The sequence below is a fragment of the Nocardioides ganghwensis genome, assembly GCF_014779655.1.
Lineage (GTDB): Bacteria > Actinomycetota > Actinomycetes > Propionibacteriales > Nocardioidaceae > Nocardioides > Nocardioides ganghwensis.
This window is the reverse complement of record NZ_JACXYX010000008.1, coordinates 41,810-61,647: the sequence shown is the minus strand read 5'-3', so window position 1 is coordinate 61,647 and position 19,838 is coordinate 41,810. Positions and strand designations below refer to the sequence as shown.

The window sequence follows — 19,838 nt, the reverse complement described above, 5'->3', positions numbered from 1 at the left end:
CGGGGTGTGCCGGGTGCCCGGCAGGCTACTGGCCGTTGCCGGACTCCGCATACTCAGGTCGGTCCGCCTCGCGGACGCTCTCGATCTCGACGGCCTCGAGCTCCTCGACGGTCACGGTGGCCCCGTCGAGACCCTCGAGGGTCTCGATCGGTCCGGTGGAGAAGCTGAGCGCCGTGCGCAGGATGTGCGGGTCGCCGATCACGTCGAGGACGTAGGGGGGCTCGAGCAGCTGGTCGTCGAGCTCGATGCCGCCGACCGCGTTCTCGAAGGAGCTGTCGGCGCCGAGCCTCACCTCGTCGTTGAACTCCATCGCCTCGGCCCCGGCGGTGCGCAGCTCCTGGACGGTGTCGAGCAGCGAGCCGACCGCGACCCGTCCGGTGCTCTCGGTGATGGTCACCCGCAGCCCGGGGCCCGTGACCGGCACCAGGCCGGCGATGATGTTGAGGGTCCGCACCCGCTGCTCGGCCTCGTCGAGTGCGGCCGCGCGGGCCTGGCTCTCGTCGCGCAGCTCGTCGCGGCGGCTCTCGAGCCGGTCCACCTCGCGTCGCGCCCGCTCCGCGGTGCCGGTGAGGCCGTCGAGGACCTCGATCAGCTCGCTCTCGCGCAGGCCGGCGTAGGTGTCGTTGGCCTTGGTGTCGCGCACCTGGACGACGAAGGCGAAGCCGAGGACGGCGAGCAGCACGGCGACGACGGCCTGCCGACGCGAGGGCACGAGCGAGGGCCGCGTCGGCCCGGACGACTCGGGGGCCTCGGGGGCGCGGGGCTCGTCGGGCGCGGAGTCAGGCATGGAACACGTGCCTGCGGATCGCTGCGACGTTGGAGAAGATCCGGATGCCGAGCACGACGATGACGCCGGTGCTCAGCTGCGAGCCGACGCCGAGCTGGTCGCCGAGGTAGACGATCGCGGCGGCGACGACGACGTTGCTGACGAACGAGACGACGAAGACCTTGTCGTCGAAGATCCCGTCGAGGTAGGCGCGCAGGCCGCCGAACACGGCGTCGAGCGCGACGACCACCGCGATGGGCAGGTAGTTCTGCAGGCTGAGCGGCACGTCGGGTGCGAACACGAGGCCGGCGATGATGCCGAGGAGCAGGCCAAGGGCGGCGATCACGGCGTGCTCCCCTCTCCATCCGGTCCGCTGTCCGGGTCGGCGTTGAGCTCGATCACATCACGAAGGATGCGCTCGGGTGCAGCCGGCAGGCGGATGTCGTCGACATTCTCCGGGGTGTAGACAAAGTCGAGCCCGTTGACCAGCGCGAACCACTCCTGGCCCTGGCTGGTCTGCAGGAGTCGCGCCTGGAGCGTACGGGGGTCGCCGATCGCCGACACGACGTAGGGGGCGTTGACGGGCCGCCCGTTGACGTGGATCGCCCGGTTGGTGTTGCGGATGCCGCCGAGGGCGTTGAGCCGCTGGTCGTTGACCGCGATCGCCTCCGCCCCGGCCTCCCACAGCCCGTCGACGAGCGTCGCGAGGTCCTCGTCGCGGATCTCGCTGTTGACGTCGGCATCGGGACCGTTGTCGACGGTGATCCGCACGCCCGGGCCGTTCACCACGGAGAAGCCGCTGAGGAGCTCGGCCCGCTGCACCCGCGACCCGATGTCGTCGAGCTGGCCCTGGATCGTGGTGTTGCGGCTGGCGAGGGCTGCGTTGGAGCGGGTCAGGTCCCCCACCTGGGCCTGCAGCGACTGGAGCTCGTCGCTGCGGCTGTCGATCTGCTCGATCAGCGCGGCGCGACTCAGCTCGTCGACCGGAGCCTGCCGGTCGGTCTGGGCGGCGACCACCGCGGTCATCACACCGAGCGCGGCGACCGCCATCACGCTGGTCCAGTGCGGGCGGACCGTTCGGGGGCGTACGTCGCCCGCCGCCGCGCGCTTCTGCGCGACGTGGGCGTAGTCCTCGTCCATGGACCGCGCGGTGATGAGGGTCAGCAGCGGCGTGGTGACGTGCTCGGGCAACGGGCGCTCGGGTGCCTGCGTCGCCCCCTGCGTCGCCCCCTGCGGCTCAACCATGGTCGCTCGCCGTCGACCTGCGCCGCGGGGTCTCCCGCAGCAGGGTGCGCACCTGCCACGCGTAGAGCACGCCGGCCCACCAGTAGAGACCGATCCCCCACCACGCGAAGGCCCAGCCGAAGTTGCGCGCGAGCGTGGCCACGACGCCGTCGCCCTCGCCGAGCAGCAGCAGCGGGAAGGCGTAGAGGAGGTTGAACGTGGCTGCCTTGCCGAGGAAGTGCACCGGCAGTGCCGAGAAGCCGCGGGTGCGCAGGATCGGCACCAGGCCCCAGAGGAAGAGGTCACGCAGCGGGAGGGCCAGCGCGACCCACCACGGGATGATGTCGCGCAGGAAGAGCCCGATGACCACGGCGAGGATGTAGAGCCGGTCGGCCACCGGGTCGAGGATCTCGCCGAGCCTGGAGTACTGGTCGAGGCGTCGGGCGAGCCAGCCGTCGAGGAAGTCGGTGAAGCCGGCGACCATCAGCACCACGAGCGCGATCGCGTCCGCCTCGGGCCCGAGCACGAGCCAGAGGAACAGGGGCACGCCGGCCAGCCGCACCACACTGATGATGTTGGGCACGGTCCAGACGCGGGACGCTTCCTCGGACACGCTCAGACCCTATCCAGCGCTCAGTGCGCGTCGGCGCCGGACACGTCGTGGTGCGCGGCGTCGCGGATCTCCCCGACGAGCTCCTCGAGGACGTCCTCGAGGGTGACCAGGCCGATGACCGTCCCGTCGCGCTCCACCACGCGGGCCATGTGGGCCCCCTTGACCTGGAGGCTCTCGAGAGCGTCGTGCAGCAGGTCGTCGGGGTGCACCGACGCGAACGGGCGGATCCACTTGTCCTCGATGACCCGCGACCGCTTGTCGTCGTCGGACTCGAGCGCGTCCTTGATGTGGAGGTAGCCCAGGAGGGAGCCGTCGGCGCCCGCCACGGGGAACCGGCTGAAGCCGGTCGCGGCGCACACGGCCTCCACGTCGGCGACGGTCGAGCCGGGCGCGACGGTGGCGAGGGTGTCCGGGGTCATCAGGATCGACGACACCGACTTCTCCGTGAAGCCGAGCGCGCCGGCGAGCCGGTCGTACTCGTCCGCCTCGATCAGCCCCTCGCCGCGGGACTCCTCGACGAGAGCGGCGACCTCCTCGCGGGTGAAGCTGGAGTGGACCTCGTCCTTCGGCTCGATGCGCAGGAGGCGGAGGACGGCGTTGGCGACCATGTTCATCCCGCCGATCACCGGCCGGAGCACGGTGACGATCACCATCATCGGCGGGCTGAGCACCATGGCGACCCGGTCGGCGCCGGCGAGGGCGATGTTCTTGGGGACCATCTCCCCGAGGACGACGTGGAGGTAGACCACGATCGACATCGCCACCACGAACGAGACCGGGTGCAGGAGGTCGTCCGGGAGGCGGGCGGCGTGGAACGCCGGCTCGAGCAGGTGTGCCACCGCGGGCTCGCCGATCGCACCGAGGCCCAGCGAGCACACCGTGATGCCCAGCTGGGCGCCCGCCATGACGAGCGAGACGTTCTCCATGGCCCGCAGCGTCGTACGGGCGGCCCTCGAGCCCTCCTGGGCCCGCGGCTCGATCTGGCTGCGACGAGCCGCGAGCAGCGCGAACTCGGCACCCACGAAGAAGGCATTGAGGGCGAGCAGCACGACGGCGAGGCCGACGCCGAAGAGGTCGCTGTTCATCGACGTCCTCCCTCTGACGCGGACCCGGACTCGGACCCGTGATCAGGGGCGACGACGCGCAGGTCGAGCCGGTCGATGCGCAGGCCGTCCATCCGCTGGACGGTCAGGGTCACCAGGCGCTCGCGCGGCTCGTGGGGGTCGGTCCGGTCGGGCACCGGGAGCTCGATGCGGTCCCCGGGCTCGGGGATCTTGCCGAGCTCGCGCATCACGAGGCCCGCAACCGTGTCGTAGTCCTCGTGGTCGGGCAGCTCGACCTCGGTGACGTCCTCCACCTCGTCGGGGCGCAGGAGGCCGGAGAGGGTCCAGCTGCCGTCGCGGCGCTGCCGGATCCGGGCGCCGAGGCGGTCGTGCTCGTCGGAGATGTCGCCGACGATCTCCTCCACGACGTCCTCGAGCGTCACGATGCCGGCGTGGCCGCCGTACTCGTCGAGCACGACGGCCATCTGGAAGCCGTCCTGGCGCAGCAGGGCGAGGAGCGGGTCGAGCCGCAGGCTGTCCGGCACGACGACCGGCTTGACCATCACGTGCTTGATGCGGGTCGTCGAGCGCTCGTGCACGGGGACGGCGACCGCGTGCTTGACGTGCACGGTGCCGACGACGGTGTCCTCGGCGTCGAGCACGGGGAACCGCGAGTGCCCGGTCTGGCGGGCCAGGTCGATGACCGCGGAGACCCGCTCGCCCTCCTCCACCGTCGTGGTGCGTACGCGCGGCGTCATGATCTCGCCGGCGGTCCGGCTGCCGAACTCGACGGAGCGCTCCACGAGCTCGGCGGTGTCGGCGTCCAGGGTGCCCTGGTCGGCCGAGCGCTGGACGAGGGACGCGAGCTCCTGGCTGCTGCGCGCCGACCGCAGCTCCTCCTGGGGCTCGATGCCCAGGCGGCGCACGATCGCGTTGGCCGAGCCGTTGAGCACCCGGATCGGGCGGCTGGTCATGGCGGTGAAGCCCCGCATGAAGCCCTGGGTGGCCCGGGCGGTCGCCAGCGGCCGGGCGATCGCGATGTTCTTGGGCACCATCTCGCCGAAGATCATGGTGACGACCGTGCCGAGGACCAGGCCGAGGGTCAGCGCGAGCGGCGAGACCGCCCCTTCGGGCACGCCGGACGAGGCCAGCGGCTCGCGGATGAGGTCGGCGATCGCCGGCTCCGCCAGGAAGCCGATCGCCAGGTTGGTGACCGTGATGCCGACCTGGGCCCCGGAGAGCTGGGTCGACAGCGACCGGAGCGCGAGCTGGACGCCGCGGGCGCCCTCGTCGCCGTCAGCGGCAGCACGCTCGACGCTCGGCCGGTCGACGGTGACGAAGGAGAACTCCGCGGCGACGAAGAGGCCGCAGGCGGCCACGAGGGCCAGGGAGGCGAGCAGGAGCAGGAAGGGGGTCACGACGCGCACCCGGTGTCCCGTGCGGTCGTGCGGGGACTTTGACTGTCGTCCATGGCGGGTGCTGCAGGCTCCTTCGTGCGGGTCGCGCCGGGTCTCGGCGAGAGCACAGGCTAGCGGTTGGGACCATCTCGGCCACAGTCGTCGTGTCGCTTTGGGGAGCAGGCCCGACCCGTCCTACTGTTGCGCCACACAGGGGCGGACGACAGGACCCTCAGGGTCTCGGCGAGGGGCACTATGCGAGCGTGGGCACAGTCGATCACGGCTGCCCTCCTCGTCGTACTCGTCGCCACCCTCGCCACGGTCAGCACCACGGGTGACTCCGGCGGCACGGGGTCGGTGCGGATGGTGCAGGGCACGCAGTCACCGTCCGCCGCCCCGGGAGACGCATCGCGCCCCAACCTCGTCTTCGTCCTCACCGACGACATGCGCGACGACGACCTCGACCACATGCCGATCACGCGGCGGCTGCTGGCCGACCAGGGCATGGAGTTCATCGACGCGATCTCGCCCCATCCGCTGTGCTGCCCGGCGCGCGCCCAGCTCGCCACCGGGCAGTACGCCCAGAACAACGGCGTGCAGCACAACCGGGGCGAGCACGGCGGCTTCGCGGCGCTCGACCCCGCCGATGAGGCGAGCGTCTGGTTCCGCGACAGCGGCTACCAGACGGCCTTCGTCGGGAAGTTCCTCAACGGCTACGGCCCCCACGACGTACGCCCCGCCGGCTGGACCCGGTGGGACGCGCTGATGCGCGGGGTCTACGACTACGTGGACTTCTCGATGACCGGCGACGGCGACCCGCGTCGCTACACCGACAGCTACGTCACCTCGGTCATCGAGGACCACACCAACCGGGCGGTCCGCGACTTCGCGCGCACCGACGACCCGTTCGTCGTCTACGCCTGGCACCTCGCTCCGCACTACCGCATCTCGCCCGAGGGCGGCCGCGGGCATCCCCCGGCCCTGCCGCAGGACCGAGAGCTCTTCGTCGGCGAGCGGCCCGCGGCCTTCGACGACCCTGCCTTCAACGAGTCGGACGTCTCCGACCAGCCCTCCTACCTCCGCAACCGCAAGCAGGTGTCGCGGGCTGAGGTGACGGCCGAGAACACCGCCCGGCTGCGGGCGCTCCAGGCGGTCGACCGGGCCGTCGGCTCGCTCGTGGAGACCCTGGACGAGCAGGGCGTCCTCGACGAGACCTACATCGTCTTCACCTCCGACAACGGCTATTCCCTCGGCGAGCACCGCTTCGTGGGCAAGGACGTGCTCACCGACGAGGTGCTCCAGGTACCGCTCGTCGTGCGCGGCCCGGGCGTCGCGCCCGGCAGCACCTCGGACCTGCCCGCCACCCTCGTCGACCTGCCGGCCACCTTCGCCGCCCTGACCGGTGTCGTCCCCCAGTGGCAGGTGGACGGCCTGTCCCTCGCACCCACGCTGCGGGGCGAGGTCCAGCCGTTCCGCGACACCACCCTGATCCAGACCGGGCGGACGCTCGGCGACGGCTGGTCACACCGCGGCGTACGCACCGAGCGCTACCTCTACGGCAGCGACGGGACCGACGCGTTCCTCTACGACCGGCTCCTGGACCCCGACGAGCTGGTCAACGTGGTTGACGACCCGGCCTACGCGGAGGTGAGGACGGCGCTCGAGCGGCGTCGCCTCGAGCTGGTGACGTGCGCCGGATGGACCTGCAACCAGCAGTTCGGTCCGCTCCCGGGACCCACCGGCGGCGTCGCCCGCAAGCCGTCGTGAGCCGGTGACCGAGGCCCTCCACCCAGCCTCCCTCCTGGTCGAGCCCGCGGCCGCGGACGACGTACGACACCTCGTGGCGGCCCTCGTCGGGGTCAACGCCAGCGCGCTCGTCACCCCGTGGGCGTCCCTGGCGACGCTGCTCTGGCTGCAGCGGTGACGGTCCGTGCGGATCCGCTGCTCAGGCTCGCCTGTTGGGGCGCGCGCCACGCTGTGCGTCGTGGCGGCCACCCTGACGCTGGTGTGACCGCAGCGCGGCCGAAGCGTCAGCGCCTCAGGACGAACTGCACCCGGTCCCCGGGCTCGGTGCGGGCATCGAGCTCACACCCGGCGACCCGCTCCGCGGCCTCGGGGCTCAGGTAGAGACGGGCACCCTTGCGCTCCAGCACGCGGTCGCCGAGCCCAGGGCCGTTGACGGCGTGCACCTCGAGCCCGCGATCCCCACCGGACCCGGACGGGGGCGCGATCCGCACTCCCGAGCGGTGCTCCAGCTTCGGGTGGTCGGTGACGCGGGCGATGACGGACAGTGCTTCCTCGGAGATGGCGATCACAGGTCCTCCTGCGTGTGGTGAACGGTTCCGGACCCGCGGCACGGGCAGCGGGCCCACTTCCATCACGTCATGCCCGAGGGCCCCGGACAAGGGCCGGGACCGAGGTGCCGGAAGGTCGTCCGAACGCCGTCACACGACTGCAACACGACGGACCGACCGATGCCACGCACCGCGGGAAGCGTGGTGCACCATGTCGGACCGCTCGGGACCACCTCCCCCATCCCCCAGCCACGACGCCGTCGAACGGGACGCTCGTCTGGCGCTCCGCGGGCTGTGCGACGCCCGTGCCGCGGCTCGGCACCGCGCTCGCGTGCGTGAGCTGCTGCAGCACGGTCCGTCGGCGCTCGTGGTCGACCTGGGGCGACCGCGACGCCTGTCGTCGGAGACGGTGGGCCTGCTGCTCTGGCTCCACCGCGCCTGCCTCGAGCGTGGGGTGCGCATCGTGGTGACCGGACCCCCGCGCCGCGGGGTGGACCCGTTGTGGCGCAGCGGGGTGCTCGCCGTCGCGTCCGGCCGCGGTCCGGGAGGCGACCTCCACGCACCACCGGGCCCGATCCCGCCCCGCCCGGCTTCCTCCCGGCCTCCCCACGTGTCCGCATGAGCGAGGAACCGCGCGCAGTGGGAGTGTCCGGCCAGGCGGACGTGGCGGACGTGGCGGACAACGCTGCTGATGCTCCGGGGACCACCCGGTTCCACCTCCAGGGGAGTCCCACGGCGACGACCGCCGCTCGGGACCTCGTTCGGGCGTGGTGCCGGGACCGGGCCGTTCCGGGTCAGGCAGCCGATCGCCTCGTCGTCCTCGTCCAGGCCGCGACGCGCGTGGCGCTCGAGCGCGACCCGCGTCGTGTCGCGGTCGGACTGAGGTGGCTCGACCCCGATCGAATCATCCTCGACGTCCGTTCCCGGGGATGCTCGTCGCCCGGACCGGTCGCCGGTCGACACGCGCACCGGTCCGCCCAGGCCAGCCCGGCTGCCATGGTCTTCGAGGTCGCTGCCCAGGGGTGGGGATCGCGGCTACGCGCGACCGAGTCGGTGCAGTGGTTCGTGGTCGACACCACCGCGACCTGACGGGGCTGGCGACGCACCCGTCCGACGCAGCGCCTACGGGCATCCGGGCCAGCGCTCCCGGCCGGCCCCCACGGCAAGGCGCGCGTAGTCGGTGCGCCGGACCGGTGCGTCGGTGAAGGCACCTCCCGGAAGGGGCACCGCGAGCGGTTCCTGCTCGCCGTCCGTGAAGCGCACCTCCGACACGACCGCGGCAGTCGTGACGGAGAGCGTCACCTGCCCGATCGCCAGTGGCAGGCGGTCGGCGCTGGTCTGCGTCGTGGCGTCCACGGAGATCACGGCGGTGGAGCCCTCGATCGCCTCGAGAGAGAGGTCGGCGGATGGCATCCACGCGCTCGACCATCCCTCCGTCCGCACCTCGTCCGTCGGTCCGGACGACAGGAGGTCGAGGAGGTGCGCCACCTGCGCGGCAACCGGCTCGTCGCACGAGGTCGACGCCTCCGACGGCACCAGGCGGTCGTCGGCATCGACCCAGAAGACGAGGGCGCCCGAGGGCCGCGTGCTGCCAGTGGGAGGCGGGGACCCCGCGGACCGGTCGGCCGGTGCCAGCAGCCGGTAGGGCACGTCCTCGGCGTGGACCTTGGTCGCGCCGCCGTCGGGCAGGCCGCAGCCGGAGGCGACGAGACCGGCCGTCGTCGCCGCGACGGCGAGGCACCACCTGCGCTTCGACCGGGTCGTCATGCGACGACCTCCTGCGCGACCGGCAGGCGCACGACGAAGCAGGCGCCCACGTCCCGCCCCGACATGCACCACACGCTGCCGCCTTGGTTGCGGATGCCTCGCTCGACGATGCTCAGCCCGAGTCCGCTCCCGCTGCCCGGCTTGCGGCCTCCGGCGCGGGCGAAGCGCTCGAAGACGCGCTCGCGGTCGGCCTCCGCGACACCAGGACCCTGGTCCTCCACGAGCACGTCGACGAACCGGCCTCGACCGACCACGCGCACGCCGGTCAGTCCGCCACCGTGCATGTCGGCATTGGCGATCAGGTTCGCCAGTGCGCCGACCAGGGTGGGTCGGACGACTCTGACCGGGGTCCGCGAGGCCTCGCCCGCGACGAGGAGACCGGGCTCCTTGCCGCACGCGCGCAGGGCCTGGGTCACGGCGTCCCCGATCTCGATGGTCACCGGGTCGCTGTCGGCGACCGCCGCATCCAGGCGTCCCAGCAGAAGCAGGTCCCGCAGCGCCCGCGTGAACCTGTCGAGCTCGGCTGCCATCAGGTCCACGGCCTCCCGTGACGCCGGCGGCAGTCCCTGGGAGGACTGGAGCAGGCTGAGGCTCGTGGTCAACGTCGTCACGGGCGTGCGCAGCTCGTGGCTGACGTCGGCCGCGAACCGTGCGTCGTGCTCGATCCGCTCACGCAGTGCCTCGACCATGTGGTTGAACGCGCCGACCAGCGCCGCGAGGTCCGGGTCGCTCGTCGGCGGCAACCGAGCGTCGAGATCTCCCGCCGAGACGCGTACCGCGACCGTCGTCACCTGGTCGAGCGGGGCCAGGACCCGGCGACTGGCGGCGCGGCCCAGCAGGGCGCCTCCGATGGTCGTCAGCGCGGCGCAGATGGCCAGGGCGACCTGCAGGGTCGTCAGCGTCGCATCGAGCTCGCCGGCGACGGCGACCTCGTAGTAGGACGCGTCGGCCTCGGCGAGCGGAACGCCCACCACCACCGAGTGCGGTGTGGTGGCGTCGCTCCAGCCCACCACCACCGAGCCGTCGAGCACCGCCTCGCGGAACGGGCCGATCGCGTCCTCCCCCTCAGGGTCCAGCGAGGACGAGTAGCGCCGCCCGCCCCGTTCCACGACCAGGGTCGTGCCGACCGGCTGCGCGATCGCGCCCAGCACCTCGCTCACCTGAGCCCCCGAGGTGAGCAGGTTGTCCCGCACGAGGGCCGCGTCGGTGTACGCCTGCCGCAGGGCCGTGCGCTCCCGCTGCTCGACGAGGTAGTGCCGCGCGGAGAAGTACGTCCCCAGTGCGAGCGCCGTCGAGAGCACGAGGGCCCCGACCGCGAACGCGACGACCACCGACGTGCGGAGACCGACGTCGACGTGCGGCCGGTTCACCTGACGTCCAGCCGGTACCCCAGGCCGCGCACCGTGACCAGCGTCTCCGGCGCTGCCGGGTCCAGCTCGAGCTTCTTGCGCAGCCGACGCACGTGGACGTCCACGATCCGCTCGTCACCGAAGTAGCCGTGCTCCCAGACGTGCTCCAGCAAGGCGGTGCGGCTGAGGACCTGTCCCTGGTGGTCGGCGAGCACGCAGAGCAGGCGGAACTCGGTGCTGGTCAGGTGGATCTCGGCGTCGCCCCGAGCCAGGATGGCGCCGGCACGGTCGAAGACCAGCGGTCCCGCCCGGCTGTCCAGCACCGCGCGGTCCGCGGACGTCGGAGCGGGTCCGTCACCGGCGAGCGCGGGACGGCGCAGCAGGGCCCGGAGGCGCGCCTGCACCTCCTCCACCACGAAGGGCTTGGTGACGTAGTCGTCCGCGCCCGCCTCGAGGGCCGCCACGATGTCGGTCACGGCGTCGCGTGCGCTCACGACCACTATCGGCGCCTGCGACAGGGGTCGTGCTCGCCGGATGAACGAGAACCCGTCCATCCCGGTCAGCATCAGGTCCACGAGCATCAGGTCGATGCCGCTCTGCTCGTCGACGAGCGTGAGGGCGTGCTCGGCGTCCGCGGACTCCAGTACCTCGTACCCCTCGTTCTCCAGGACGAGGCGCAGGGAGGTGCGCAGCCCCACGTCGTCCTCCAGCACGAGGAGCCGTGTCGCAGCAGTCATGCCGCCATCGTTGGCGAACCCGCGGTCCGAGGGCACACCCGGGGGGTGTTTTGTCACACAACTGCAACGAGCCGGTCTGGGTGGGGTCAACCCCTGCTGGCACGGTCGTGGGTGCCGGTGGGATCAGGGGACCCACCGGCGACCAGTGGGGGATGTCGGTGGTCCGGCCGCCTGCGAGCAGCGCTGAGCTCGCCGGCGGCCGGACCCCGGCCGTCGGGGAGCGGGCGCCGGCCCAGCGGGCGAGTCTCGGATACTGGCGCGGTGATCATCACCCGCGACGACCTCCTGGCTGCCCGCGACCGGATCGCCGGGCGCGTACGGCGCACTCCCCTGCTCGCGCCCTCCGACCGTGACCGGGTCTGGCTCAAGTGCGAGCACCTCCAGCACTGCGGTGTCTTCAAGACGCGCGGCGCCTTCAACCGGCAGCTGGCTGCCCGCGAGCGCGGCGAGCTGGGAGCTGCCGGCATCGTCGTGGCCTCGGGCGGCAACGCCGGCCTCGCGCAGGCGTTCGTGGCGCGCGAGCTGGGCGTACGGGCAACCGTCTTCGTCCCCGAGACCGCACCCGCGGTGAAGGTCGAGCGCATCCGACGCTACGGCGCCGAGGTCCGGCGCGTCGGCGCGGAGTTCGCCGAGGCCCAGGAAGCCGCTGTCGCGTTCGCGCACGAGCGGGGAGCCGCGTTCGCGCACGCCTACGACCAGCCCGAGGTCGCGGCGGGAGCCGGCACGCTGGCCGAGGAGCTGCTCGACGACGAGCCCCGCATCGACACCGTCGTCGTGTCCGTCGGAGGCGGCGGCCTGTACGCCGGGGTGGCCGCAGCCGCAAGGGGACGGGCGCGGGTCGTCGCCGTGGAGCCCGAGCTCATCCCGACGCTCCACCGGGCGATGGCAGCGGGACGGCCGGTCGACGTCGACGTGTCGGGAGTCGCCGCCGACTCGCTCGGTGCACGCCGGCTCGGCGACCTCGCCCACGCCGCTGTCCTGGCCGAGCCGCCGGTCACGGTCCTGGTGGGCGACGACGACATCGTCGCCGCGCGTGAGCACCTGTGGGCCGAGCACCGGATCGCGTCCGAGCACGGCGCAGCGACCGCGATGGCCGCGCTGCTGTCGGGCGCCTACGTCCCGGCAGAGGGCGAGCGCGTGGCCGTCGTGGTGTGCGGCGCCAACACCGACCCGAGCACCCTGGCCTAGGCACCGGCGCCGGGCCGGCCCCCGACACAGCAGCGGCGCGACCCCGAGGGGGCCGCGCCGCTGTTGGTGCGTCATTTCGAGCCGTCCCACCGCCACTGGGGGGATCCGTACCTCGGCGGGAGGTCGAGGTACGGGTGGGCGGTGCTGGGCGCGACGGAAACGCGGCCGCTCACCTCCTCAGCGTCGCCCGGCAGCCTCCTGTTACGGGGTGCTCGGAGAAATCTCGAGTGGTCTGGACCGGCTCAGTCGTTCTCCCAGGTCGGCCCCGGGCGGTAGGGGTCCGGCTCGATGGTGACGACCGGGCGCCGGACGGTTCGCCACACGGTGCGCGTCGAGCCGTCCTCGTCGCGCACGGTGCGCGCGACCCGGAAGTTCACGTACGTCGTGGTGTAGGCGTTGCGCGAGTTGCGCTTCTTCTTCCACTGGTAGTCGAAGTTGCGGACGTACTTCCGGGTGAGCGTCCTGCCGCGGATGGTCATCCAGAGCTCGTCGTTGCCGGGGCTGAGGCTGGCCCAGTTCGCGGACCCCGTGACGACCATGTGCGTGTCGGGGTTGCCGTTGTAGTTGCCCTGGATCGCGACGTACTTCTGGTGGCTGTAGTAGGTCAGGATCAGGTCGTCCTTGCCGTCCTTGTTGAGGTCGTAGTCGTCGTCGGGGTTGTAGTCCAGGCCGGTCGAGCGCAGCGGGATGCGCCCGCGCGCCGTCGGAGCACCGACGACCCGCTTGGTGTGGTACCCGATCAGCCCGTACATCACGCGAACCTTGCACCCCTCGATCCACTTCTGCCGGATCGCAGAGGCGAGGTAGTCACCACGGTTGCCACGCATGGTGTGCATCGACACCGCGAGGCGGGTGCGCTTCTGCCCGCCGGAGCCGTCGGGCGTCAGGCACTGGACCTTGCCCAGCAGGTCGAGCACGAGGTCGTTCTTCGGCCCCGACGGCTTGGGCCACGCCCACACCGTGTGCTTGTCGACGGAGTCGTCGCACGCCACGCCGTTGGCAGGCGTGCCGCAGAAGAACTGCGGCGGTTGCCTGGTGTCGTGGTCCTTGCGCATGTCGTTGAACAGGCGGACGAACTGGCGGAACAGCTCGTGGTCCCCGGAGGTGAAGTAGAGGTCGTTCCACTGGTGGATGTCGGCGTTGAGCATCAGGTTGGCCGACCCGACGGCCAGGACGTCCTTCGACCGCCCGGACTGGGAGAACGAGTAGAACTTCGTGTGCATGTTGTTGTACTGGTTCTGCTTGCTCCGGCACCCCGCCTTGCAGCGGTAGATGAAGCTCGAGCGGTAGCGCTTGCCGCCGATCTCCCTGCGGACCGCCCGCATCGCCCTCGTGTACTGGTGGTCGTTGAGGATCATCTGCACCTTGACGCCCCGGCGGTGCGCCGCGATGAGCGCCCGTGCGACCGGCATGCGGTCGAACGAGTAGACCGCGATCCGGATCGTCGACCCCTTGCGAGTGTGCTTGATCGTGTCGATGACCTTGCGCTCGATCCGGAACCAGCCCTTCTTGCGACGGGGGTCGTTGAAGAACGGGCCCTGTGGCGCCTTCCACCGCTTGCGGTCCTGGGCAGTGATCCGTGCAGCGACGCTCGTCGCCACCCCCGGCTGCCCGGCGGTCATCACTCCCCCGGACGCGGGGGGCGCGACCGCCGTCGCGGCGGGCACCTCCGCGACGTGGGTGCCCAGGGCGAGGCACAGGGCGATGAGCAGGACGAACAACCTCGACACAGATACAGCCTTCCTGGCCGCCACCGTCGGTGACGACGTGGTGTTGCGGCCCCGTCCACACACCCGTGGACACGGGCGCGGACGAAGCACGTCGACCGGCCCACGGTGCACGCGGTCCGGTCCTGTCTCCAAAAGGACGACTCCCGGGCCCACAAAGTTGCGGCGGGAGCCCTTCTTCCGTGAACACGGTCGCGCCCAGCAGCGAGCGTGGCACCCGAGCAAGCCGCGGTGTGACAGGCTGGATCGCATGGGCAGCGGGGCGGCGTACGTCGTGGCAGGGCCACCGGCTGTGGGCAAGAGCACAGTGGCGAGGCTGCTCGCCGGCGCTGCGACCCGAGGGGTGCACGTGCCCGTCGACGATCTGCGCGAGATGGTGATCTCGGGACTGGTGCTCCCTTCGCCGGACTGGCCCGCGGTGCTCGCCGACCAGGTGGCCGCCGCCCGCGAGGTGGCGCTGACCGCGCTGACCGCGTACGCCGTGCGCGGCTACACGGTGGTGATCGACGACTTCGTCGACCCGGCCGGTCTGCGCGAGTACGACGACGTCGTCGGCTCCGGGGCGGTCACCGCCGTCGTGTTGCGCCCCGACCCGGAGGCAGCGATCGGGCGCGCGCGGCAGCGCGAGGTGACGGCAGAGGGCGCCGCGTACATCACCGAGGGCGTGCGCATGGTGTCCGCCCTCCTGGAGGACCTGCTCCCCCGGCTCACCACCGTGGGATGGCACGTCGTGGACAACACCGATCTGGATCCCGAGCAGACGGCGGCGCGGATCCGAGCCCTCTGATCGGAGTGCAGGCGGCTCGATACTGGCATCCCACCCGGCGGAGCCGCGCCCTGGAACGCAGAAACCCTTCCCTGACCTGCGTACATCCTGGTCAGAGAAGGGTTCCGGCTCGGTCGGGCTGACAGGATTTGAACCTGCGACCCCTTGTCCATCGACAAGGGCTCCGACAGGTCGCCGCCCATTTGCTGAAACATGCGCTGACCTGCGGAAACACCAAACCAGGTTGAGCAAAGTTTTGCACTGGCTTGCCCACGAGAGGCGGCTTTCGACCGAATACTTGGTGAATAAGTGCGGCACGCTTCAAGGCGGTCTTACCGTTCTTTGTGGCCATCGTTGCCCACCCCTCGTGCCTCGGCAGGATCAGCGCAGCAACACCAGGAGCGCCGCCACCACCGAAACCAGTGCGACTAGTGCCGAGGCGATGGCGATCCACTGCGAGCGCACGTTGACCCTCTCTGCCTTGAGCACTGACTCGATGACGTCGTCGCTGCGGGCGCTCCTGCCGTACGGCGCTGCGCTCGACGGAGCTGGGGACGGGAAAGGGTACGGTGTCGGCGCAGGGGTGGTGGGCCGGCCCTCGGAAGCCAACTCCACCGCCGCGACCAATCGGTCGATGTCGCGCTGGGTCACCGGGTCGGGCAGGACGGCGGGCGTCAACGACGCCAACCTGCCCAGACCGTGACGCTCGAGCACGTCCGGGGCCGGCAGCGTGGCCCCCCCGACCAGCACGGGAATCACCCTCCTCCCGGACTCCAGAGCGATGGTCACCTCCCTAGCCACGAAGTCGCCGGGTCCGGACTCTTCCCAGCCCGGGCCGACGACCACCAGCACGGCGGCCGACTGTGCGATCGCTCTCTCTGCGGCGGCCTGCCAGTCGTCTCCCGGGACGAAGGCACTGTCGATGAACACGCGTCGCATGCCGAGCGACTCGGCGAGCCGGTCGTAGAGGGGCGTCACGTACCGACCATCGACCCTGGAGTAGGAGACGAACACCGTGGCGCCCTCGACCGAAACCTCTGGCGACGTCGCACTGCGCCGGGCCTTGCCTTCGTAGATCGCGAGCACCTCTTGGCGCCGCGACTCCGACATGCGGACGGCGTGCACGGGTGTGTGGGGAACCGGGCCGGGGGGCCGCTCGCTGACGATCAGGTTCGCCAGCCGCTCCGCCGCGCTGAGCAGCGTGTACGCCTGACCAGGGCGATCCTTGAAGGCGGCCAGGGACTCCTCGTAGGCGTAGTACGGCACGTACAACACCTCGACGTCCGCCCAGTACGCCTCGCGGGCTCCGTCGCTGTCACCGGGCACGAGCGACCCAAAGGTCTGCATGGCGTAGAGACGCCGGGCATCGAGCTTGTCGGTCTCGCTGTTGTCGATCCGCATCGGCACCGGGAGCACGCGCAACGCGGCGTTCTGTCTGCGCGCCGACGCCGCGACCCCTGCCGCGCCGTCCACGCTCTGATTGTTGAGGGTGAAGCAGGTCACCAACGTGTCGGGGAGCTGCACCGTGCAGATGCCGGAGGTATCGCTGACCCCGGTGCGGCTATCGAGAAGTACGACGTCAAACCTCTTACGCATCAGGGACGCGGCGCGGTCCAGCATCAGGCCGCCCCCGAACTTCTCGTAGAAGTCCCGCCAGCTGAACCCGTTGACCCTGGTGGAGTACGACGCGCCTTGCCTCCCCGCAGCGACGAACTCCAAGGTTCCACCTTGGCCGAACTCCCACTGCACCGGAACTGCCAGGCGGGTGAGGTCAGCGGCGTCTGCGAACCAGGGCTCGCTCTCCAGATCACGAGCCTGGGCAGGGCCGTAGCTGGTGCTGGCGGAGTGTGCCAGCGTGGCCGCCACGCAGTAGTCGGACGCGAAGTCGATCACCCCGTCGGTCAGCTTGAGGTCCTCGTCGGCGAGGAAGGGGCGGAAGTAGCGGTGCATGCCCGGAGCTTCGAGGTCCCAGTCCACGGCGAGCACGCGGTAGCCGTTGGCAGCCAGCAGCCAAGCGACGTTGGCCAACATCATCGTCCGCCCCGTTCCGCCCTTGAAGGAGTAGAACGTGACGATGGTTCCCCGCCGATCGGACTCGGTCACGATTGGTCCGGGACGTTGCTCACGGACGGCGGCCCGGGAAACCGTCGCTGCGGATCAGCAGCAACTCCGATCTGGTACCTGCGCAGCACGCGGCTCTTGGCACTGGCGAGGGCCGTGGAGAGCTTGGCCTCCAAGTCGTCCTTAGATGCCACGCCCACGATGAAGGTCTCCAAGTCGGGTACAAGGTTCCGGTTGACGAAGGTCGCCTCGATGACGCTACGAAGCACCTCCCGGTCACGAACAGTCTCTGCGTCGGTGTCGTTGAAGGGGATGATGACCACGCAGGTCGGGAGGTTGTGCCGGTCCAGATCCCGCATGAGTCGTCGGTAGGACTCCAGCCGCACCGTCCACGGATCCACGACTACGACCACGATCTTGTTCTCCTCGGTGGCCGCGCTGAGCCGCTCAGCGAGGTCGTCCCCAATCTCCACACGGTCGTAGCGGAACTTCTCCCGCGCCGTGATCGCCTGGGCGATGATCCCGATCTCGTCCTCCACCGGCGGACGGAACGGTTGCCAGTCCAACCCGCCCAGCTCGCCGTAGGCGAGGCGCTCCTCTCGCAAGCCGGTCAGTTCCTCAGTCCGAGCTGCGACGTAGACGAACTGGGCGAACAGATGACTCCCGGGGGCGGCGTTCTCAGGAACGATCTGGACCCCGGTTGTCTGGTCGTGCCAGGCACTCTGAATCTCTGCGATTGGCGGGAGGGACATCGGGGCCACCGGCACGCTGGTCACCGCCGTGGCTATTAGGTCGGTGAGCTCGAGAAGGAAACGTCGGTAGAGGTCCCCCTCGTTGACGAGGCTCTGGAGATGGATGAGACCTCGCCGGGCGTACTCCTCGGGGTAACCGTCGTAGTCGTACTGCTTGGCCTGGATTACCGTGGGTATCGGGTCCAAGTGGGACTTACCGACCAGCAGCACCGGCTGCATCAGGAACCCGACCCCGGGCTCGTCAAGATGCGGAGCGAGCCTGCGGGAGAACGCCGCCCACTCCTTGCCGCAGTAGGGCCGTGAGAAATAGGTGCGCGAAAGCACGGCAACGAAGGACCGGGCGGTTTCGAGCGCCTCTTGCAGCTCCGCAGACCAGGCCGCGCCTGGCTTGATCTGGGTCCGATCCCGGAACCCTTCGCCGTAGGCCGGCCCCAGAACCACCTTGAGCTGCCCGCGAAGGTCTTGGTATAGGCGCTCGACCGCCCCCGACTCGTCGTCCTCCCGCGCGTAACTAAGAAAGAAGGCCGGAGGTCGCGGCGGTCCGGGTTCATCCATGGAACGGCCCGCCCCCTCTCCAAGCGCGCACGTGTGCAGCCGACCCTAGCCCGCTGACACCTGAGTCCATTGGTACAGCGCGGCGAGACTCTTAGCAACCGGCAGCGCCGAGCGGCTGGGTCCGCTACCGGGCCCCCAGCGCGCGTCCGAAACGACGAAACCCCGCTGGGTCGGACTGGTAGCCCGCGACCGTGCGACCGCCAGGGGCCGGTCAACCTCGTGAACGGGGTCCGGGGTGTCCGGCGACATCGACCAACGTTCGAGGTCGAGACCGGACTCGTGCTGGTGCCCGACGTCGATGTTCGCCGCAGCCTGTCGAGCTCCCCCGATATGGAGACGGGAGTAGGCGTGCTGGACGGTCGTCGCGGCCCCGGACCGGCGACTCGGCCTGGACGATCAGTGAGTCGCTGGGCCTCTACATCTTACCGGCGCGCGGAGGGAATCGCTCTTGCGAGCCCCGATCGGTCAAGCGCATGATCGCGGGATGAGGATGCTGCGTGTCTGCATGTATGGCGGCACCGACCTCGACGGCATGCCTGCAGGTTTCGTGCAGTCTCTGGCGGAGGAGATTCTCATGACTCTGCCCTCGGTGCTCGTTACTGGCGGGTTCTTGCGTCGGGGCGATCGTCCCCAGGCAACCTCGACGGATTCGGCTGCGCTCGAGGGCGCCCGCCGCGCCGCGGACCGTCTCGGAAAGGACCTGCGAACGCTCTTCGAGGCGTGGGTCCCTGAGGGAAGTCTGGACGGTCGCCCGGATGTCGACGGCGTTGTGAGGATGGGTGAGGACCTCGGCGTGACTGTGCGCATGATCGCAGGGCGCACGGCCCTCGGCCGGCGGCTTTCGATGGTCGGGGGCGTCGACGTCGTTCTCACCGTCGCCGGCAAGAGAAACACAGAGGTCGTGCTCGAGCAGGCCATCGATCTGGGCGTGCCCGCCCTGCCCATCCCCCACACGGGTGGCGACTCGAAGAAGGCGTACGAGACGTACGGCGATCGGATCGAGGCTGCGTTCGCACCAGGCGAGGTCGAACGGTGTTTCGCGTTGTTGAATGAACGAGGCCTTCAGGACCCTGCAGCTGTACGGTCCGTTGTCGAGGTCATCCGATCCGCTCGCGTCGGTCGCTGCCTCGTCCTCCAGCCCTACCGCGAGGACGATGACGAGCGCTACTCCTCGGTGATCAGACCAACCGTCGAAGAGCAGATGGAGGCCGTGCGTCTCAAGGATGTCGGCAGGAGCGAGCAGATCTACTCGTCATTCTTCGACGCGGTGGCCAACAGCACTGCGATCATCGCCGACATCACTGCCATGAACGACAACGTCATGTACGAGGTCGGATACGCCCACGGCCGGGGCCTCCAACCGCTTCTGTACACCCTGGACCCCGCACGCATAGGTCGCTTGCCGGTGTACTTTCGCACGCTCAATGTCCACACCGTGTCCGAGGACGAGCTGCCGGGCCTCATCCGCGACTACCTGCGCCATGTCAAGCACCGCCAAGTCGACCCGATGGCACTATCGCTCCCCCGCCAACGAGGCAGCGCGCCCGACCTGCAGGTGCCCGACGTGACAGAGTCCGGCTCTCCCTGATGCCGTCGAGC

At 70.5% G+C, this 19,838-nt stretch carries 20 protein-coding genes; 7 read left to right on the top strand and 13 right to left on the bottom strand.

Going from position 1 to position 19,838, the window contains the following annotated elements; translation table 11 throughout:
• Positions 1-25: 25 nt before the first annotated feature.
• From IEZ24_RS11155 to IEZ24_RS11130, 6 genes are read right to left on the bottom strand one after another with little or no spacing between them, the layout of a single operon-like run.
• Positions 26-787: a DUF881 domain-containing protein gene (locus IEZ24_RS11155; protein WP_129454037.1), complete on the bottom strand. Its 762-nt coding sequence runs from the start codon at positions 785-787 to the stop codon at positions 26-28.
• Positions 780-1,112: a small basic family protein gene (locus tag IEZ24_RS11150; protein ID WP_191192848.1), complete on the bottom strand. Its 333-nt coding sequence runs from the start codon at positions 1,110-1,112 to the stop codon at positions 780-782. Before IEZ24_RS11150 ends, IEZ24_RS11155 begins: the two co-directional genes overlap by 8 nt.
• The gene (locus tag IEZ24_RS11145; protein ID WP_129454039.1) at positions 1,109-2,011 is read right to left on the bottom strand and encodes a DUF881 domain-containing protein; all 903 of its coding nucleotides are present in this window, start codon (positions 2,009-2,011) and stop codon (positions 1,109-1,111) included. The genes IEZ24_RS11150 and IEZ24_RS11145 overlap by 4 nt, the downstream gene beginning before the upstream one ends.
• Positions 2,004-2,603, bottom strand: coding sequence for a CDP-alcohol phosphatidyltransferase family protein (locus tag IEZ24_RS11140; RefSeq protein ID WP_397190720.1), 600 nt, complete (start codon positions 2,601-2,603; stop codon positions 2,004-2,006). The genes IEZ24_RS11145 and IEZ24_RS11140 overlap by 8 nt, the downstream gene beginning before the upstream one ends.
• Positions 2,604-2,623: 20 nt before the next feature.
• Positions 2,624-3,688 (bottom strand): hemolysin family protein, encoded by a 1,065-nt coding sequence (locus IEZ24_RS11135; RefSeq protein ID WP_129454041.1) that lies wholly within the window; start codon positions 3,686-3,688, stop codon positions 2,624-2,626.
• The gene (locus IEZ24_RS11130) at positions 3,685-5,064 is read right to left on the bottom strand and encodes a hemolysin family protein (RefSeq protein ID WP_129454042.1); all 1,380 of its coding nucleotides are present in this window, start codon (positions 5,062-5,064) and stop codon (positions 3,685-3,687) included. Before IEZ24_RS11130 ends, IEZ24_RS11135 begins: the two co-directional genes overlap by 4 nt.
• Before the next feature lie 234 nt (positions 5,065-5,298).
• Between IEZ24_RS11130 and IEZ24_RS11125 the strand changes: the two genes are divergently transcribed.
• Both IEZ24_RS11125 and IEZ24_RS11120 read left to right on the top strand, forming a co-directional pair.
• Entirely contained in the window at positions 5,299-6,810 is a 1,512-nt protein-coding gene (locus IEZ24_RS11125; RefSeq protein ID WP_129454043.1) for a sulfatase-like hydrolase/transferase, read from the top strand.
• Between the two features lie 4 nt (positions 6,811-6,814).
• Entirely contained in the window at positions 6,815-6,967 is a 153-nt protein-coding gene (locus IEZ24_RS11120) for a hypothetical protein (RefSeq protein ID WP_165356008.1), read from the top strand.
• Positions 6,968-7,073: 106 nt separating this feature from the next.
• On the opposite strand, the gene IEZ24_RS11115 is transcribed toward IEZ24_RS11120, so the two are convergent.
• Complete coding sequence (locus IEZ24_RS11115; RefSeq protein WP_129454044.1) at positions 7,074-7,358, bottom strand: hypothetical protein; 285 nt, start codon at positions 7,356-7,358, stop codon at positions 7,074-7,076.
• Here IEZ24_RS11115 and IEZ24_RS22335 point away from each other — a divergent pair.
• Together IEZ24_RS22335 and IEZ24_RS11105 are read left to right on the top strand one after the other, a co-directional pair.
• Entirely contained in the window at positions 7,324-7,959 is a 636-nt protein-coding gene (locus IEZ24_RS22335) for an STAS domain-containing protein (RefSeq protein WP_129454045.1), read from the top strand. The genes IEZ24_RS11115 and IEZ24_RS22335 overlap by 35 nt on opposite strands.
• Positions 7,956-8,426 (top strand): hypothetical protein, encoded by a 471-nt coding sequence (locus tag IEZ24_RS11105; protein ID WP_129454046.1) that lies wholly within the window; start codon positions 7,956-7,958, stop codon positions 8,424-8,426. The genes IEZ24_RS22335 and IEZ24_RS11105 overlap by 4 nt, the downstream gene beginning before the upstream one ends.
• Before the next feature lie 33 nt (positions 8,427-8,459).
• On the opposite strand, the gene IEZ24_RS11100 is transcribed toward IEZ24_RS11105, so the two are convergent.
• From IEZ24_RS11100 to IEZ24_RS11090, 3 genes are read right to left on the bottom strand one after another with little or no spacing between them, the layout of a single operon-like run.
• Positions 8,460-9,104, bottom strand: coding sequence for a GerMN domain-containing protein (locus IEZ24_RS11100; RefSeq protein ID WP_129454047.1), 645 nt, complete (start codon positions 9,102-9,104; stop codon positions 8,460-8,462).
• Positions 9,101-10,474, bottom strand: a complete 1,374-nt coding sequence (locus IEZ24_RS22330; protein ID WP_129454048.1) for an ATP-binding protein — start codon at positions 10,472-10,474, stop codon at positions 9,101-9,103. Before IEZ24_RS22330 ends, IEZ24_RS11100 begins: the two co-directional genes overlap by 4 nt.
• Positions 10,471-11,190, bottom strand: coding sequence for a response regulator transcription factor (locus tag IEZ24_RS11090; protein WP_129454049.1), 720 nt, complete (start codon positions 11,188-11,190; stop codon positions 10,471-10,473). The genes IEZ24_RS22330 and IEZ24_RS11090 overlap by 4 nt, the downstream gene beginning before the upstream one ends.
• A gap of 261 nt (positions 11,191-11,451) precedes the next feature.
• On the opposite strand from IEZ24_RS11090, the gene IEZ24_RS11085 reads away from it, so the two are divergent.
• A complete protein-coding gene (locus IEZ24_RS11085) occupies positions 11,452-12,378 on the top strand; it encodes a threonine/serine dehydratase (protein ID WP_207206726.1) in 927 nt (308 codons plus the stop codon).
• Positions 12,379-12,620: 242 nt separating this feature from the next.
• Here IEZ24_RS11085 and IEZ24_RS11080 read toward each other — a convergent pair whose 3' ends face one another.
• Positions 12,621-14,108, bottom strand: a complete 1,488-nt coding sequence (locus IEZ24_RS11080; protein ID WP_165356010.1) for a phospholipase D-like domain-containing protein — start codon at positions 14,106-14,108, stop codon at positions 12,621-12,623.
• A gap of 247 nt (positions 14,109-14,355) precedes the next feature.
• Between IEZ24_RS11080 and IEZ24_RS11075 the strand changes: the two genes are divergently transcribed.
• The gene (locus IEZ24_RS11075) at positions 14,356-14,892 is read left to right on the top strand and encodes an AAA family ATPase (RefSeq protein WP_165356011.1); all 537 of its coding nucleotides are present in this window, start codon (positions 14,356-14,358) and stop codon (positions 14,890-14,892) included.
• Positions 14,893-15,252: 360 nt separating this feature from the next.
• Here IEZ24_RS11075 and IEZ24_RS22325 read toward each other — a convergent pair whose 3' ends face one another.
• Together IEZ24_RS22325 and fsxC are read right to left on the bottom strand one after the other, a co-directional pair.
• The gene (locus IEZ24_RS22325; protein WP_129454051.1) at positions 15,253-16,974 is read right to left on the bottom strand and encodes a KGGVGR-motif variant AAA ATPase; all 1,722 of its coding nucleotides are present in this window, start codon (positions 16,972-16,974) and stop codon (positions 15,253-15,255) included.
• The gene (gene fsxC, locus IEZ24_RS11065; protein ID WP_129454052.1) at positions 16,971-18,239 is read right to left on the bottom strand and encodes an FxsC protein; all 1,269 of its coding nucleotides are present in this window, start codon (positions 18,237-18,239) and stop codon (positions 16,971-16,973) included. The genes IEZ24_RS22325 and fsxC overlap by 4 nt, the downstream gene beginning before the upstream one ends.
• Before the next feature lie 484 nt (positions 18,240-18,723).
• Here fsxC and IEZ24_RS11060 point away from each other — a divergent pair, with 484 nt between their 5' ends.
• Positions 18,724-19,827 (top strand): hypothetical protein, encoded by a 1,104-nt coding sequence (locus IEZ24_RS11060; protein ID WP_129454053.1) that lies wholly within the window; start codon positions 18,724-18,726, stop codon positions 19,825-19,827.
• Positions 19,828-19,838 lie beyond the last annotated feature (11 nt).

What these genes read in the sequence shown, in the direction of transcription:
- IEZ24_RS11155 (WP_129454037.1), bottom strand. Translation starts at nt 787, where the DNA reads ATGCCTGACTCCGCGCCCGACGAGCCCCGCGCCCCCGAGGCCCCCGAG.
- IEZ24_RS11145 (WP_129454039.1), bottom strand. Translation starts at nt 2,011, where the DNA reads ATGGTTGAGCCGCAGGGGGCGACGCAGGGGGCGACGCAGGCACCCGAG.
- IEZ24_RS11135 (WP_129454041.1), bottom strand. Translation starts at nt 3,688, where the DNA reads ATGAACAGCGACCTCTTCGGCGTCGGCCTCGCCGTCGTGCTGCTCGCC.
- IEZ24_RS11125 (WP_129454043.1), top strand. Translation starts at nt 5,299, where the DNA reads ATGCGAGCGTGGGCACAGTCGATCACGGCTGCCCTCCTCGTCGTACTC.
- IEZ24_RS22335 (WP_129454045.1), top strand. Translation starts at nt 7,324, where the DNA reads ATGACGGACAGTGCTTCCTCGGAGATGGCGATCACAGGTCCTCCTGCG.
- IEZ24_RS11105 (WP_129454046.1), top strand. Translation starts at nt 7,956, where the DNA reads ATGAGCGAGGAACCGCGCGCAGTGGGAGTGTCCGGCCAGGCGGACGTG.
- IEZ24_RS11100 (WP_129454047.1), bottom strand. Translation starts at nt 9,104, where the DNA reads ATGACGACCCGGTCGAAGCGCAGGTGGTGCCTCGCCGTCGCGGCGACG.
- IEZ24_RS11090 (WP_129454049.1), bottom strand. Translation starts at nt 11,190, where the DNA reads ATGACTGCTGCGACACGGCTCCTCGTGCTGGAGGACGACGTGGGGCTG.
- IEZ24_RS11075 (WP_165356011.1), top strand. Translation starts at nt 14,356, where the DNA reads ATGGGCAGCGGGGCGGCGTACGTCGTGGCAGGGCCACCGGCTGTGGGC.
- fsxC (WP_129454052.1), bottom strand. Translation starts at nt 18,239, where the DNA reads ATGGATGAACCCGGACCGCCGCGACCTCCGGCCTTCTTTCTTAGTTAC.
- IEZ24_RS11060 (WP_129454053.1), top strand. Translation starts at nt 18,724, where the DNA reads ATGAGGATGCTGCGTGTCTGCATGTATGGCGGCACCGACCTCGACGGC.